This is a genomic window from Amycolatopsis sp. NPDC003861 (assembly GCF_053605405.1).
This window is the reverse complement of sequence record NZ_JBSGJD010000243.1, coordinates 1-14,645: the sequence shown is the minus strand read 5'-3', so window position 1 is coordinate 14,645 and position 14,645 is coordinate 1. Positions and strand designations below refer to the sequence as shown.

Genomic DNA, 14,645 nt, shown 5'->3' with positions numbered 1-14,645 from the left:
CACCGAACGCCACATTGGGTGCGTCCAGCGCACCCAACGCCACATTGGGGCGCTTGGGTCAGGGCTTGACCGCGTCGAGGTCCCAGGTGAGCGTCACGACCGTGCCGGAATCGCCGGACGTGATGTCCGCGCGGTCGGCGCTCGCCCGCAGCAGCAGCAATCCCCGGCCGCGCAACGACACCGCGCGGGTGTCCGGCACCGGGGTCCGCCACTGCCCGTGGTCGGTGATCACCACCTCGAGCCGGCCGGGCAGGAGCGTGGCGTCGACGTCCACGAGCCCGTCGCCCGAACCGTCGTAGGCGTGGTCGGCCACGTTCGCCAGTGCCTCGTAACTGGCCAGCACGATGTCGCCGGCCCGGGCCTCGTCGACGCCCGCCGCCAGCACCCACGCCATCAGGTCGTGCCGCAGGCTGCGGAGGGCGCCGGGCGCCGCCGGGACGTCGTGGCAGCGGAACGGTTGCGGGGTCATGCGAGTGCTTCGTCGACGGTCGGGTGGACACCGATCCACGTGTCGAGCCCGGTCGTCTTCAACGGACCCGACGTCACCGGGGAATCGCTCACCACGCACAACGCGCGCTCGGCCAGCCTGCGGTGGGCCGCCGCGAGCACCTGCAGCCCCGCCGAGCAGAAGAACGTCACTTCACGCAGATCGACCACCAGCTTCTCCGGCCCGCGGGCCAGCACCACGTCGACGACTTCCCCGAACTCCGGCGCGCTGACCAGGTCGATCTCCCCCGCCACGGCCAGCACCGCGGCTCGGCCCCGCCAGTCGAGCGTCACCGCCAGCTCGGTGGCGGGCAGGTCCGGCGTCGAAGGGGTCACGGCCTCCCATCGTGCCGCACTCCCCGCCAAACGGCTACCGATGCGGGAGCTTCACCACGGTCACCCAGAAATCGTCGATCTTCCGGACCACTTCGACGAACTTCTCGAAGTCGACCGGCTTGGTGACGTAGGCGTTGGCGTGCAGCTCGTAGCTGCGCAGAATGTCCTCCTCCGCTTCGGACGTGGTCAGCACGACCACCGGGATCGTGCGCAGCCCCGGGTCCTGCTTGATCTCGCCGAGCAGCTCCCGGCCGTCCTTGCGGGGCAGGTTGAGGTCGAGCAGGATCAGCGCCGGCCGCGGCGCCTCGCCGAACGGCCCTTCCCGCTTGAGGAACCGCAGCGCTTCGACACCGTCCTCGGCGACGTGCAGCGGGTTGCGGATCTTGTGGTGCGCGAAGGCTTCCCGGGTCATCAGGACGTCACCCGGGTCGTCCTCGACGAGCAGGATGTCGATCGGGGCGGGCTGCTGCGTCACGCGGTGCCCCCTTCCTCGGCGGCCGGCAGGGTGAAGCGGAAGGTGGTGTCCGCGGCTTCGGTGTCGAGCCAGATCCGGCCGCCGTGGTACTCGACGATCCGGCGGCACAGGGCCAGGCCGATCCCGGTGCCCGGGTAAGCCGACCGCGTGTGCAGCCGCTGGAACAGCGCGAACACCCGTTCGGCGTACTCGGCGTCGATGCCGATCCCGTTGTCCGACACCGAAAACACCCAGTCGTCGCCATCGCGCTCGGCGCTGACCCGGACCTCCGGCGGCGTCTCGCCCTTGAATTTCAGCGCGTTGCCGATGAGGTTCTGGAACACCGCCGTCACCAGCGCCGGCTCGACACGCACCTCGGGCAGCTCACCGCGGCTGACCTTGCCGCCGCTCAGCGACAACGCCACCTCGAGGTTCGCGATCGCGTCGTCGGCCAGCGCACCCGCGTCGGCGACGACGTGCTCGCCCGGTTTGCGGCCGACCCGCGAGAAGGCCAGCAGGTCGTTGATCAGCACCTGCATCCGCTTCGCGCCGTCGACGGCGTACTCGATGTACTGCTCGCCGCGCTCGTCGAGCAGGCCCTGGTAGCGCCGCTGGAGCAGCTGGCAGAAGCTCGCCACCTTCCGCAGCGGTTCCTGCAGGTCGTGCGAAGCGACGTAGGCGAACTGCTCGAGGTCGGCGTTGGACCGCTCCAGCTCGCGGGTGCGCCGGTCCAGCATCGCGTTGGACTCTTCCGCCTCGCGCGTGCGCCGGTCCAGCAGCGCGTGCGCCCGCTCGAGCTCGGCCACCTCGTCGAGGATGCGCTGCCGCATCGCCTCGACGTCCGCGCCGAGCTGGGCGATCTCCCGCGGTCCGCTCCCCCGCACCGGGCTGTGGACGTCGGCGTCGGCGACCCGGCGGACCTGCCCGGCCAGCCGGAGGATCGGCCGGGTGACGACCTGCCGCAGGCCGAAGAACAGGAACGCGAACAGCAGCAGGACGAGCACGGCGACGACCACGAACATCGCGTTCAGGAAGCTCGCCGCCGCGTCGAGGTCGCCGCGGCCGGTGTCGCGGATCGAAGCGAGGTGGTCGAGCTGGGTGTCGAGAGCCTTGCGCACGTCGACGAACAGCGCCCGGCCGCGTTCGACCTGGTCCGTCGTGACCGGCGGGGCGGTGGGTGCGATGGTCGGCGCGGCCGCGTCCTGCCAGGCGGTGGCCGCCCGCAGCACGGCGTCGAGGTCGTCACCGATCTGCGTGCCCGGGGTCGCGCCGAGCTGCCGCAGCTGCGTCACCGCGTCGGCTTGGGCCCGCATCCCGTCGGTGTAGGGCACCAGGAAGGCCGGCTGCCGGCCGAGCTGGTAGCCGCGGACCCCGCTTTCCTGGTTCAGCAGGGCGGTCGACAGCTGGGTCGCGGCGAGGCGCTGTGGCGCGATCACGTCGAGCAGGCGCGTCCGGGCCTCGGTCAGGTTGTGCAGCGCGATGCCGGCCGCGATCAGCGCGACGACCAGCAGCACGGTCTCGGCGGCGGCGAGCAGCACCAGCCGGCGGCGGATGGGCCAGCCGCGTACGTCAGCGCTCATCGGCCTCGGCTTCCGGGTCGTGGCTGAGCAGGGCGAGGGCGACGTCGTCGTCGAGCGGGCCGGAGTTGAGCCGTTCGGCGCGGGCGATCAGCTCGTCGAGCAGCGCGTGGCTGTCGAGCCCGGTGCCGCGCTTGATGTCGAGCACCAGCGCGGCCATCCGCTCGTGCCCCAGCCGTTCGGACCCGGCGCCGACGCGGCCCTCGAACACGCCGTCGGTGTACAGCATCAGGGACCACCCGGGCTCCAGGGGCACTTCCAGCGCGTCCCACTTGGCGCCCTCGACGACGCCGAGCGGGACGCCGAGGCGCTCGCCGGAGAGCAGGTGCCCGTCGCCGGGGGTGAGCAGCAGCGGCGGCAGGTGCCCGGCCAGCGACAGGCGCAGGGATCTTCGGTCCGGCGCCACGACGACCATGCAGACGGTGGCGAACAGCGGCTCGATCCGCTCGTGCACCAGGACCCGCTCGACCATGCTCAGCACGTCGGGCATCGGCAGGCCGGCCATCACCAGCGAGCGCCACGCGATCCGCAGCGCGACGCCGAGCGCGGCCTCGTCCGGGCCGTGGCCGCAGACGTCGCCGATCATCATGTGCACGGTGCCGTCGTCGAGCTCGATGGCGTCGTAGAAGTCGCCGCCCAGCAGGGAACCGTTGCGGCCGGGCCGGTAGCGGGCGGCCAGGTCGAGGTGGGGGTCGCGCAGCAGCGGGCTGGGCAGCAAGCCGCGTTCGAGCCGCGCGTTCTCCCGGGCGAGCAGCTGCTGCTGGAGGAACTGCTGCTCGACCTGCTCGGCGCGCTTGCGTTCCCGCGCGAACGCCAGCGCCTTGACCAGCAGCGGGCCGTCGACCTGGTCCTTGACCAGGTAGTCCTGCGCGCCGGCGGCGACCGCGGCGACGCCGGCGGCCTGGTCGTGCTGCCCGGTCAGGACGACCACCGCGACCCCGGGGGCGTGCTGCCCGAGCTTGGTCAGCCCGCTCAGGCCCATCGCGTCGGGCAGCTGGAGGTCGAGCACGACGCAGTCGGCGGTGAGCGGGCCGTTGAGCGCGGCGGAGAGCGTCTCGACGCGTTCGAGCACGTACGGCACGTTCGTGTCCGCCAGCATCTCTTCGACCAGCAGGGCGTCGCCGTCGTCGTCCTCGATCAGGAGCACCCGCAGGCGCGTGCGGGGATCCCACGATGAGTCGAGCGCGGCGGTCACCGGCGTCTCCCGTTCGGCTGCTCTTGAGCCAGCACATCCAGACGATCACCCTAGCGGCACCGGCAGCGGCCGCCTACGGCCGCGAAACCGGTCCCATCGGGGTAGCGTTTTATAGCACCCCGGTGTGACACCTGGTGGATAACGGTTCGGATGACAGCCGGACACCGCCTCGCGGGACGCCTCAGAAGAGCGGCCGCCCGCTGTTCTTCGCGGTCACGTACGCCTGCCAGTCGCGGGTGACCTGGTCGGCGTAGCTCGTCGCGAACGCCCGCGTCTCGGCCTGCAGCCCGGAGACGGACGTGATCGCGCCATCGATCGCCGCGTCCGCCGAGTACGTCACCCCGGTGCCGGCGATGTCCTGGTCGGCCCGCGAGTGCGCGGCGGCGAGCAGGCGGGCGACGTCGCGGACGGTGTCGTCCCAGATCGCCGACGTCGTCAGGTCGCCGATCTCCAGGTCTTCGGCGAACGGGGACTTCTCCTTGACCAGCACCGGTGTGCTGCCGACGCTCGCCCAGCCGGCCAGCGGGTCCGACTGGTCGGCGAGCCAGCGCAGGGCCAGGGCCGGCCGCTGCCCGCCGGTGAGGGTGGTGGCGTTCGGCGCGAGCTCCTTGGGCGCCGGGTCGACCTCCTGCTTGAGCTCCAGGATCCGGTCGTCGGAATTCGCCGTCGTGTCGCCCTCGACGAGGACGTACCAGCGGAAGCGGCCGAGGCTTCCGGTGCCCGCACCGGTCCGCCGCCGCACGTCCTTCACGACGGCTTCGGACGCCTTGAGCGGCCGGCCCGCGGTGGTCCGGTAGGCCGCGATGGCGGTGACGAGCTGGGTGCGAATCGCCGCGGACACCGTCGGCAGCTGCGGATCGCTCTTGAAGTGGCCGCCGGTGGTCCACTTCGCGATCAGGTCGGCCCGCTTGTCCCCCGCGGCGTCGTCGATCAGGTCCCCGACGAGGTCGGACGTGTTGCCCGAGGTCAGCCGCCAGTTCGCTTCGTCACCGGTCCCGTGGAACTTGGCGATCCACTGCGCGTACTCGGCGACGAAGGTGTCGACGTCGGTGGCGATCTGGCTCGCGCTGCGGCCGTCCGCCCGGCCGGCGAGGACGATCGACACGGCTTCGCGGCGCAGCTCCCACGTCCAGGAACCGCGCCAGGCGTCGTCGGTGTCGTTCAGCGCGAACTGCTCTTCGTTGTCGGCCCCGCGGTCGGCGCCGGTGTTCTCCAGGTGCGCGTCACCGGTCAGCCACACGTCCCCGCCCGCGGTGGCGTAGGCCGACGGCGGCAGTTCGCCGAGGTCGCGGTAGTAGAGCGGCGAAGTACCCCGGAAGAACGCCCACGCGCTCGACGCCAGCGCCTGCGTCCGCAGCGTCAGCTCGTCGTCGGTCGCGCCGGCGTTGAGGACGTGCAACGCGTGGTCCCGGTCGTGGATCACCGCCACCGGATCCCGGCTCAGGCCGGCCGCCTCCCCGGGCGCGGCGGTGGCGAGCAGCGTGACAACGACCAGGGTCCCCACAGTGGTTCGGCGCATTCCTCCAGGTATACGCGCGGAAGGTGAGCGGCAGTCAGCGCGCGGTCAACGTGACGGCGAACGTGTTGCTGTCACTTTGGACCAGCGAGCTGAGGTACGCCGTGAACGTGCCGCAGCCGGTCAGCGGCGGGATGGCGTACTGCCCGCTCACCGGCCCGCCCGACGCGAGCGCGAACCCGGCGCCCGTCTTCAGGTCGACCGGGATCGAAGCGCTCGCCCGGCACCCGGCGTCCGCGACCGGCAGCCCGAACAACGTCACCCGGGGCAACGCCAGCGCCAGCTTCGCGTGCGCGACGAAGCCGTCACCGGTGAGCTCGCCGGTCTGCGGGCCGTCCGGGCTGAACTGAAGGTCGGCTGTCCCGGGCACGAACCCGAACACCTTGAACTCCGCCCGGGTCCGGTCGAACGCCGGGCTGAACGCCGGTACCGCGAACGACCCGGTGAGCGGCGCGGTCGCCCCGAGGGCCGGCAGCGTCGTCGAGCCGGTCACGCGGTATTCGCGCGAAGACCCCAGGTCGAAGCCGAGCAGCACCGGGTCCTGGCCGGGGTCGAGCGTGCAGTCGGAGGTGAACGAGCCCAGCCCGGTGTAGGAGCCGTCCGCCTTCTTCGGTGTCAGCCGGGCGCTGAAGCCGCCGATCGTCAGCGTCGTCCTGCCCGCGTTCGGCAGCTGGACCGGCGGGACCGAACCGGACGCCTGCGTGGTGAACGCCCCCGACGGCGGCACCGCGGTCTTCGCCACCGTCAGCGGGAGGCTCAGCGGCAGCGTCAGCGGGCCGTTGGTCAGCGTCACCCCTGCGGACGCCGTCCCTTCGATGCTCGCCGCGCCGACCAGGGCCAGCCCGCGGGCGGACTTGTCGGGCACGGTCACCGAGACCGCGAGGTCGCTCGTCGTGAACGTGCCACCCGGTGCGGTCGGCACTTCGAACGCGGCCTTGACCTCCACCGCCAGCTGCTGCAGGCCGATCAGCGGGAACGGGCAGGTGAAGCTCAGCTTCTTGTCGATCGGCGTCGACGCCGAAGCGGGTGTGGCAACGGCGCAGGCGATCACGCAGGCGGCGAGCAACGACCGGGCGATCCGCACGGGCGATCCCTTCCTCGGGTGTTCCGGGTGTGGCACCGGCCCCCGCCGCGGCACGGTCGGCGCGCGGCGAGGGCCGGCAGATCAGGTCACTTCTTGGCGAGGGTCAGGTTCAGCGAGTTGCCGTCGCTCTTGGCGAAGGCGCTGATGATGTCGTTGAACGCCCCGCAGTTCTGCAGCGCGGACAGCGAGTACGTGCCCGACAGCTTGCCGCCCTTGAGCAGGTCGAAGTCGGGACCGGTGGTCATCTCGCTGGTCGAGGAGCTGACCGTGCCGCACTTCGGGTCGGTGCTGATCGGGATGCCGAACAGGTTGACCGTGGTGAGGAACGTGTCGAACTTGATGTGCGCCTTGAAGCCGGTGCCCACCAGCTCGCCGGTCTGCGGGCCGTTCTGCACGACCTTGACGTCCGAGCTGCCCTGCAGGAAGCCGAACAGCTTGAAGTCGGTGTGCGTCGGGTCCAGCTGCAGGCTGCCGGTGAACGTCTTGGCCGACAGGTTGACGTCGGCGTCGAACGAACCGGTGATCGGCGCGGTGCTGCCGAGCGACTTCAGCGCGGTCTGGCCGGTGATGCCGAACGAGTACTTGATGCCCCCGCCCGGCGGCGTGGTGGTGGGCGGGGTCGTCACCGGCGGCGTGGTCGTCGGCGGCGTGGTGACCGGCGGGGTCGTGGTGGGCGGGGTCGTGGTCGGCCCGCCACCGCCGTTGATGGTGATCGTGGCCAGGGTGTTGTTCTGGCCGCTGTCCTGCGTGCAGGGCGCGTCGATCGTGCCGTCCGGCGTGATGCCGGTGACCGACCCGTCGGCCTTGCGCGGGGTGACCTTGAGGTTCAGGTCGCCCACGGTGATCTTCGCCTGGCCGGCCTGGGTGAACGTCAGCGACGGCGTCTTGCCGGCCGCGTTGATGTTCATCTCCCCGGACGCCGGGATGTTCGTCTTGTCCAGCGTGATCGGCACGCTGACCGGCAGGTTGAGGCTCGGCGCGGCGACGGTCGCGCTGGCCGTGGCGGTGCCTTCCAGCGTGGTGGCGCCGATCAGGCTCAGGCCGCTGACGGTGTCCGCGTTGATGGTGGACACGGCCTTGATGTCGAACGCGCCGGTCGGCTGCCCGGTGTTCACCGTGGTCGGCAGGTCGGTGTTGATCACCACCTTCAGCGACTGGGAACCCACCAGCGGGAAGGTGCAGTGGTAGTTCAGCGTCAGCGAAATCGGATCGGCGGCGCTGGCCTGGGCGCCGACCACGAGCGCGGTGGCGATGAGCCCGACCGCACCCGCGGCCGCGGCGGCCGCGACCGTCTTCTTCTTGCCTCTTGGGTGACTCACGATGGTCCTTCCGTGTATCAACAGTGATACGAAACGGCGGCGCGTTTCACGTAATCGCGGCCGGACCGTAAGCTAACGAGCGCCGGTGGCACCGATCAAGAGCTTTCGGTAAAAAGGCCACACGGATACCGCAAATTGTCACACCGGCACGTCAGACCGCCCGGTTTCCTAGCAGGACCGGGAAGGTTTCCCCAGCCCAGCGGCACCTTCGAACCGCTGACGCGCGTGACAAATCCGGGCTCCGGAATGTTGACGCACGTGCCAACCACCCATTCTCTCCTTGCCCGCCCAGTTCCGTGACGCGTAGCTTCGAAACCCATGAAAAGAATGCACAGCGCGGTGCTCGTGATGTCGGCGGCCGCGGTTCTGTCGTGCGCCGCGTGCGCTTCGGACACCCCGCCCGACCCGGGCCGGCACGCCGACCCCGCGGCGCTCGCCTGGGTCGACAAGGTGTGCACCGGCGTGGCCGCGGGCTCGGCGAAGCTCTCCCAGCCGCCCGCCGTCGACGAAGCCGACCCGGTGAAGACCCGGGACGCGATGGTGGACTTCCTGGGGCGCCTGGGTTCGGCCCTCGACGACATGGCGGGCGGCCTGCACGGCGCCGGTGTTCCGCCCGTCCCGGATGGACAGTCCGTTGTGGACAAGGCGACCGGCAACCTCACCGAGACGAAGACCAAGCTCGCCGAAACGAAGACCAAGATGGAGCAGGCGAAGGTGACCGACCAGCCCAGCCTGCGCAAGGTCATCTCCGAGGCGGACTCGACCATGGGGCAGCTGGCCGACCCGGAGGGCCCGATCAAGGACCTCAAGGCGAACCCCGAGCTGAACCTGGCCTTCAGCGAGTCCGCGACCTGCAAGCGCGTCTACGGGACCGGCGCGTGACCGCCCGCCGCGTGCTCGCCGCGCTGGTGGCGCTGGTCCTGGCCACGGCCTCCGCACCGGCGGTGGCCGCCGCCGCGCCCGCCGCGCCCGCCCCGGCCGACGACGCGTTCTACGTGCCGCCGTCCCCGTTGCCGGCGGGCAAGCCGGGGGACGTCATCCGGTGGCGGCCGTCGAACGCCGGCCCCCGGCACGCGTCGGTCGACGCCTGGCAGGTGATGTACCTGTCGACGAACGCGCTCGGGCAGCCCGACGCCGTCACCGGCACGGTCCTGGTGCCGAAGACCGCCGACCGCGCGACGGCGCCGATCGTCGCGTTCGCCCCGGGCACGCACGGCCCGGCGTTCGCCTGCACGCCGTCGAAGATGATCGACATCGGCGCCTTCTACGAGCAGCCCGGCCTCGACGACCTGCTCGACGCGGGGTACGCCGTCGCCGTTCCGGACTACGAGGGCTACCAGCCGGCCCCGAAGACGACGTACGTCGTGGGCCGGTCCGAGGGTCCCGCGGTGATCGACGCGGTCCGCGCGGCCCAGCGGCTCGGCGCGGCCGGGCTGTCGGCGTCGGCGAAGGTCGTCTTCCGCGGGTATTCCCAGGGTGGCGGCGCCGCGGCGTGGGCGGGCGAGCTGCAGCCGACGTACGCGCCGGAGCTGAACCTCGTCGGCATCGCGGCCGGTGGCGTGCCGGCCGACCTGGTCCAGGTGACGCTGCAGCTCGACGGCAAGTTCGGCTTCGGCGTCTTCGCCTACGCGCTGCTCGGCCTCGATCAGGCGTATCCCGAGCTGCAGCTCGACTCGTTCCTCAGCGACAACGGCCGGGCGAAGCTGGCCGAGATGCAGCAGAGCGCGTGCACGTTCGAGCTGCTCACGACGTACGCGAACCAGAAGATCGCGGACTACACGACCGGCCCGGGCTACATCAAGCCCGCGTGGGTGGCGCGGCTGAACGAGAACAAGCTCGGCGGGACCCCGCCGCGGGTGCCGGTGTTCCTCTACCACGCGACCGGCGACCAGCTGGTGCAGTTCGCGCAGGCCGACAGCCTGCACAAGGCGTACTGCGCGGCCGGCGTCCAGGAGACGTGGCAGACCTACGACACCGACCACATCACGCTGGTCTACACCGGCAACGCCGACGTCCTGGCCTTCGTGAAGGACCGGATCGCCGGGAAACCGGCCCCGGCGAGCTGCTGATCAGCGGTTCCGGCCGCCGCGGGGGTGCTGCTGCTGCCACGAGCTCATCACCGAGCTGACGTACTCGCGCCACTGGTCTTCCGGTGACGCCGAGGTCGGCGTCGGCGCGTCGGCGCGTGCGGGCTTGCGCCCGGCACCGGCCGGCGCGCTGGTGGTCTCGGCCGTGCTGTGCCGGACCTCGGCGGTGAGCGGCGGCGGCGCGGCCGAGGCGCTCATCGTCTCGACGGCTTCACTGGAGGTCGGCGGCGGCACGACCGGGGCGGGCGCGCCGGGCGGCGGCACGGCGGTCCCGCCCACCTGGTGCGGCTGGAGCAGCACGACGACGGCCAGCCCGAGCCCGACGGCCGCGCCCGCGGCGAGGACGTACGGCTTCGCGCGGCGGGTCCGGTCGGCGGGCGGCGCCTCCTGCGGGCGGCTGTCTCCGGCGTCGTCCGCGGCCAGCTCGGCGTCGAGGACGGCCAGCGGATCCGGCGTGGGATCGGGTTCGGTGGCCGCCGCTTCTTCGGCGAGCTTCGCGTCGAGTTCACCGCGGATCATCAGCGGCTTCGTCTGCGAAAGGTTCACCAGCTCGGCGACCGAGGGGAGCTCACCCTCACCGCCTGTGCGTGCCATCGAAAACCTCCACCCGTTCGGCGTCACCTGGAGGAACCATGCCTGAGCCGCGAGAGCTGCTCCGCTTCGCCGTCGTCGGCTTGGCCGCGTACGCGGTCACCCTACTGGGCGACTACAGCCTGAAGCTCACCGTGTGCCGTGAGAAGCCGGTGACGGCCCTCGCGATCGCCACGATCGTCTCGACGGCGTTCGCGTACCTGCTGTCCCGCCGCTGGTCGTTCGCCTCCCGCGGCGGCCACGGGCGGCTGCGGGAGGCGACCCTGTTCTTCGCGGTCAACGCGGGCGCGGTGGCGGTGAACCTGGTGCCGGCGCTGGTGTCGCGGTACGTGCTGCACCTGTCGGTGCCGCACGTGGGCTACTGGACGCAGGAGGTCGCGGACTTCGTCGCCGGGATGCTGCTGGGCACCCTGGCGGGGACGGCGTTCCGCTGGTTCGGCTACCGGCGGTGGGTGTTCCCGTCAGCGCCACCAGTTCGCGTCGCCGAGGGTGGTGAAGCCCAGCTTCTCGTAGAGGGGCCGCCCGGACCGCGAGGCGGTCAGCGTGACGGGCAGGCCCTCGAAGTGCCGTAGAACGGCGTGCATCAGCGCGCGCCCGACGCCCCGGGAGCGGTGTTCGGGCAGGGTGGTCACCCAGTAGACGCCGCCGACGCCGCCGTGGGCCATGGTGAGGCAGGCGCCCTGGCCGCCCTTGCGGAAGAACGCGGTGGCCTGCTGCAGGAGGGGGTCCGGGAAGACACTGCCGGGGCGGTGGGGCTGGTATTCCTCCAGCGGGAACCCGCGGACGATGAGATCTTCGGCTCCGGCCAGGTCGGCGGCGGTCCGGATGCGCTCGACGCCGTCGGCTGCCGGGGCGGACCCGGGCTCGCGGGCCATCACGGGCAGTTGCCCGGCGGTCATCCCGAGGTGGGTCAGGTCAAGGGCCCGGAAGGGATCTTCGACGACGACGGCCCGCCCCTCGGCCCGCCTCTCCTCGGCGAGCGCGCTCAGCTCCTCGACGGCGGCGTCGCCGGGTGTCGCGGTCCGCAGCATGATCCGGAACCGGCGCCCGTCGACGACGCTGAAGCCGGCGTGGTCTTCGACGCGGTCCCCCCGCGAACGGGCCAGGGTGCTCCACATGGCGACGGCGTTCTCGGAGGCTTGGCGCAGCCGCTCGGTGAGCAATCCGGTCATACCGGCCAGCCTAAAGCGACCCCGGCCCCCAGCCACGAGCCAATCCGGCCCGCCCGAACCAGTCCATTCACGTGTCGACCCCCCAAACACGCGTGTCGACCCTCCGATCACGCGCGTCGTCCGCCCGGGCACGAGGCCGGCCCGTCAGCCGAGGTCCGGCAGGGCCCGTTCCGCCAGCAACGCCAGCTCCAGGCGGAGGCGCTCGGCCGGGTCGTCCAGGCGGTCGCCGAACAGCTCGCTCAGCTTCTTCAGCCGGGCGCGGACCGTCTGCGGGTGCAGGTCGAGCAGGCGGCCCAGCTCGGGCGCGCTGCCGCGGGTCCGGACCAGCGCCAGCAACGTCTCCGCCAGCTGCTCCCGCCGACGCTCGGGCAGGCCCGCCAGCGGCTCGAGCGTCGTCGACGCCAGCTGGCCGACCAGGAACTCGTCCGCGAGCAACAACAGCGTCGTCACGTGGTCGCGGCACCAGATCACCGGGCCTGGTGCGTCCAGCAGCCCCCGGGCGGCCAGGTCCACCGCCCGGCGGGCGATGCGGAACGACTCGGGCGCGTCCGATGGCGGGACCAGGGGGCCGACCGCCGCCGTCCAGCCCGGGGGCAGACCCGTCAAGCCGATCAGGTCGACGTCCGGGGCCGGGGTCAGCGCCGCCGGCGGGTCGCCGGCCGGGTCCGCCGGGACGTGCTCCGGGAGCAGGCCGGGCGGGAACTCCGGCGCGCCCGGCAGCGCGCGGAACGCCACCGCCGCCACCCGCTCGGGCACCGGCAGCCCGGACACCGCGATCAGACCGTCCACTTCGGCCGGCGTCCGGCCGCCGAGCAACGCGCGCAGCAGCCGGCGGTGCCGTTCGCCCGTGCCCGACACCGCCGCCTCGGCCGCGCTGTACCCCTCCGCGACGGCCGCCATCGACGTCTCGACGTCGGCGAACATCCCCTCGGCGGCGCCGTACAGGACGTCGCTGGACAGCCCCGCTTCCCGCGCGATGTCGGCGATCCACCGCCAGGTGACCCGGCTCGACACGCGCACGGCCGCCTGCACGGCTTCGCGGCTCAGGCCACTGTGGAACGCGTCGCGCCCGTGGCCGCGGAAGCCGGCCAGGCGGTCGGCCTGCCACAGCGCGGGCGTGCCGACGCGGCCGACGTCCCGCTCGATCCCGCGCCGCGCCAGCTCGATCGCGGTCGCGCGGCCGGGGCCGTCGGCGAATCTCCCAGAATATTCCGGAATCTCGGTGGCGATGGCGTCGACGCAGGCCCGGGCGATCTCCGGGATCCGCGGGCGCACCGCGTCACCGAGCTCGTGCGGCAGCCGGGACCACACGGAACTGTCCGAGGCAGCGGAACCGCGCATGGGGAATTCAGTCCTCCACTGGAAATTGGCTCCTCGGAAATACTGACACGGAGCGTAGAACGCGCACCCGTCCGTGTCAAAAGGACGGGTGAGCGTCACCCTTTCCGGGAACCGGTCGTTGATTTTTCAGTGACACATGCGTCGGATACGCTCGGCGCACACTCGCACTCGAAGGGGGATTGGTGGTCGAGTACTGCAGCTTTCGCCTGCTGGCTTCACTGCCGCGCGCGCTCGGGGCGGGCCTGCGCCCGCACGTCGGGCACGCGGCGGCCTCGATGATCCAGGAGGTGCAGCGCACGGTGCCGGCCTACGGGCAGCCGCTCAAGGGCGTGTTCGGCAAGGTCCTGGTGAAGAGCGTCGAGTTCGCGGTGCAGCACTGCGTCGACTCGATGGGCGAGCCGGCGCTGGACCACGAGCACTGGATCGAGTTCTACCGCGGCCGCGGCCGGATCGAGTTCACCGAGGGCCGCAACCTCGACGCGCTGCAGGACAGCGCCACGATCGGGGCCCGGGTCGCCTGGCGCGCGATGCACCCGGGGGTGGTCGCGGCCGGCGTCGACCCGGCCGTCATCTCGGTCGCCGCGGAGGCCATCTTCGCCTACGTCGACGAGCTGTGCGCCACCGCGATCGAGGGCTACCAGCAGGCGCAGGCCGAGGCTGAGGGTGCGGTCCCGGTCCGGCGGAGGCGGCTGCTGGAGCTGATCGCGGGCGCCCCGGAAGGGTCGGCGAGCAGCATCGCGGGCTTGGCGGGCGGAGCGGGCTGGCCCCTGCCGGAGACGGCGGCGATGGTGGCCCTCGAGCGCGGCCCCGACGCGGCGGACTTCCCGGCGGACCTGCTCGGCGACGGCGTCCTCGCCGACCTCGACGGACCCGAGCCGTACCTCCTGACCGGCGACCCGGACGCCGACCTGGCCCCGCTCGCGGTGAAGCTGGACGGCTGGCGCGCGGCGGTCTCCCCGACGGTCCCCCTGGCCGACGCCCCGGCGGCCCTGCGCACGGCCCGGCGGGCGCTGCTGCTGTCCGGCCCGGACGTCCCCGGCCCGATCATCTGGTGCCGCGACCACCTGGCGACGCTCTGGCTCCTGGCCGAGGACTTCCTGGCGGCCGAGCTGGCCCGGCAGAGCCTGGACCCGTTCGCGTCGCTGAGCGAAAAGCAGCGCGACAGGCTGAGCGAGACCCTCCTGGCCTGGCTGGAGACACGCGGCGGCGCGCCGGAGATCGCCCAGCGGCTGGGGGTCCACCCGCAGACGGTCCGCAATCGCTTGCGCCAGCTGGAGGAGCTGTTCGGCGACCGGCTGAAGGACGCCGACGACCGCTTGGGCATGCAGCTGGCGTTGCGGGCGCAACGGCTGATGCGCGCCCACCGCCCGCCGGAGTCCTGACCGCCTGCCGGCTGCCGGCTGCCGGCCCGCAGGTCCTCAAGCGCCCCAATGTGGCGTTGGGTGCGTCCAACGCACCGAACGCCACATTGGGTGCGTCAGATGCAC

Annotated in this window: 15 protein-coding genes; 4 read left to right on the top strand and 11 right to left on the bottom strand. The window is 72.2% G+C overall.

The window, feature by feature from the left end; genetic code table 11:
• Window positions 1–58 precede the first annotated feature (58 nt).
• The 8 genes from ACWEVN_RS39035 to ACWEVN_RS39000 form a co-directional block, all read right to left on the bottom strand.
• The gene (locus ACWEVN_RS39035) at window positions 59–469 is read right to left on the bottom strand and encodes an ATP-binding protein (RefSeq protein ID WP_449681168.1); all 411 of its coding nucleotides are present in this window, start codon (window positions 467–469) and stop codon (window positions 59–61) included.
• Window positions 466–822 (bottom strand): STAS domain-containing protein, encoded by a 357-nt coding sequence (locus tag ACWEVN_RS39030; RefSeq protein WP_310967262.1) that lies wholly within the window; start codon window positions 820–822, stop codon window positions 466–468. Before ACWEVN_RS39030 ends, ACWEVN_RS39035 begins: the two co-directional genes overlap by 4 nt.
• Window positions 823–856: 34 nt before the next feature.
• Window positions 857–1,297 carry a response regulator gene (locus ACWEVN_RS39025; RefSeq protein ID WP_452054627.1) on the bottom strand — a complete coding sequence of 147 codons (441 nt, stop codon included), beginning with the start codon at window positions 1,295–1,297 and terminating at the stop codon, window positions 857–859.
• A complete protein-coding gene (locus tag ACWEVN_RS39020; RefSeq protein ID WP_452054626.1) occupies window positions 1,294–2,856 on the bottom strand; it encodes a sensor histidine kinase in 1,563 nt (520 codons plus the stop codon). The genes ACWEVN_RS39025 and ACWEVN_RS39020 overlap by 4 nt, the downstream gene beginning before the upstream one ends.
• Complete coding sequence (locus ACWEVN_RS39015) at window positions 2,846–4,048, bottom strand: PP2C family protein-serine/threonine phosphatase (protein ID WP_452054625.1); 1,203 nt, start codon at window positions 4,046–4,048, stop codon at window positions 2,846–2,848. Before ACWEVN_RS39015 ends, ACWEVN_RS39020 begins: the two co-directional genes overlap by 11 nt.
• Before the next feature lie 181 nt (window positions 4,049–4,229).
• Window positions 4,230–5,567: a DUF2252 domain-containing protein gene (locus ACWEVN_RS39010; protein ID WP_452054624.1), complete on the bottom strand. Its 1,338-nt coding sequence runs from the start codon at window positions 5,565–5,567 to the stop codon at window positions 4,230–4,232.
• Between the two features lie 34 nt (window positions 5,568–5,601).
• On the bottom strand, window positions 5,602–6,648 hold the full coding sequence (locus ACWEVN_RS39005) for a DUF6801 domain-containing protein (protein WP_452054623.1): 1,047 nt from the start codon (window positions 6,646–6,648) through the stop codon (window positions 5,602–5,604).
• Between the two features lie 86 nt (window positions 6,649–6,734).
• Window positions 6,735–7,967 (bottom strand): DUF6801 domain-containing protein, encoded by a 1,233-nt coding sequence (locus ACWEVN_RS39000; protein ID WP_449681175.1) that lies wholly within the window; start codon window positions 7,965–7,967, stop codon window positions 6,735–6,737.
• Between the two features lie 318 nt (window positions 7,968–8,285).
• Between ACWEVN_RS39000 and ACWEVN_RS38995 the strand changes: the two genes are divergently transcribed.
• Window positions 8,286–8,849 carry a hypothetical protein gene (locus ACWEVN_RS38995; RefSeq protein WP_449681176.1) on the top strand — a complete coding sequence of 188 codons (564 nt, stop codon included), beginning with the start codon at window positions 8,286–8,288 and terminating at the stop codon, window positions 8,847–8,849.
• Window positions 8,846–10,036: a lipase family protein gene (locus ACWEVN_RS38990; protein WP_452054622.1), complete on the top strand. Its 1,191-nt coding sequence runs from the start codon at window positions 8,846–8,848 to the stop codon at window positions 10,034–10,036. The genes ACWEVN_RS38995 and ACWEVN_RS38990 overlap by 4 nt, the downstream gene beginning before the upstream one ends.
• Here ACWEVN_RS38990 and ACWEVN_RS38985 read toward each other — a convergent pair whose 3' ends face one another.
• A complete protein-coding gene (locus tag ACWEVN_RS38985) occupies window positions 10,037–10,648 on the bottom strand; it encodes a hypothetical protein (RefSeq protein WP_452054621.1) in 612 nt (203 codons plus the stop codon).
• 38 nt (window positions 10,649–10,686) lie between these two features.
• Between ACWEVN_RS38985 and ACWEVN_RS38980 the strand changes: the two genes are divergently transcribed.
• Window positions 10,687–11,217, top strand: coding sequence for a GtrA family protein (locus tag ACWEVN_RS38980; RefSeq protein ID WP_449681179.1), 531 nt, complete (start codon window positions 10,687–10,689; stop codon window positions 11,215–11,217).
• Here the strand turns inward: ACWEVN_RS38980 and ACWEVN_RS38975 are convergent.
• Both ACWEVN_RS38975 and ACWEVN_RS38970 read right to left on the bottom strand, forming a co-directional pair.
• Window positions 11,107–11,817 carry a GNAT family N-acetyltransferase gene (locus tag ACWEVN_RS38975; protein ID WP_452054620.1) on the bottom strand — a complete coding sequence of 237 codons (711 nt, stop codon included), beginning with the start codon at window positions 11,815–11,817 and terminating at the stop codon, window positions 11,107–11,109. The two genes, ACWEVN_RS38980 and ACWEVN_RS38975, sit on opposite strands and share 111 nt — an antisense overlap.
• Before the next feature lie 144 nt (window positions 11,818–11,961).
• Entirely contained in the window at window positions 11,962–13,158 is a 1,197-nt protein-coding gene (locus ACWEVN_RS38970; RefSeq protein ID WP_452054619.1) for a PucR family transcriptional regulator, read from the bottom strand.
• Window positions 13,159–13,337: 179 nt separating this feature from the next.
• On the opposite strand from ACWEVN_RS38970, the gene ACWEVN_RS38965 reads away from it, so the two are divergent.
• The gene (locus ACWEVN_RS38965; RefSeq protein WP_452054618.1) at window positions 13,338–14,540 is read left to right on the top strand and encodes a PucR family transcriptional regulator; all 1,203 of its coding nucleotides are present in this window, start codon (window positions 13,338–13,340) and stop codon (window positions 14,538–14,540) included.
• Window positions 14,541–14,645 lie beyond the last annotated feature (105 nt).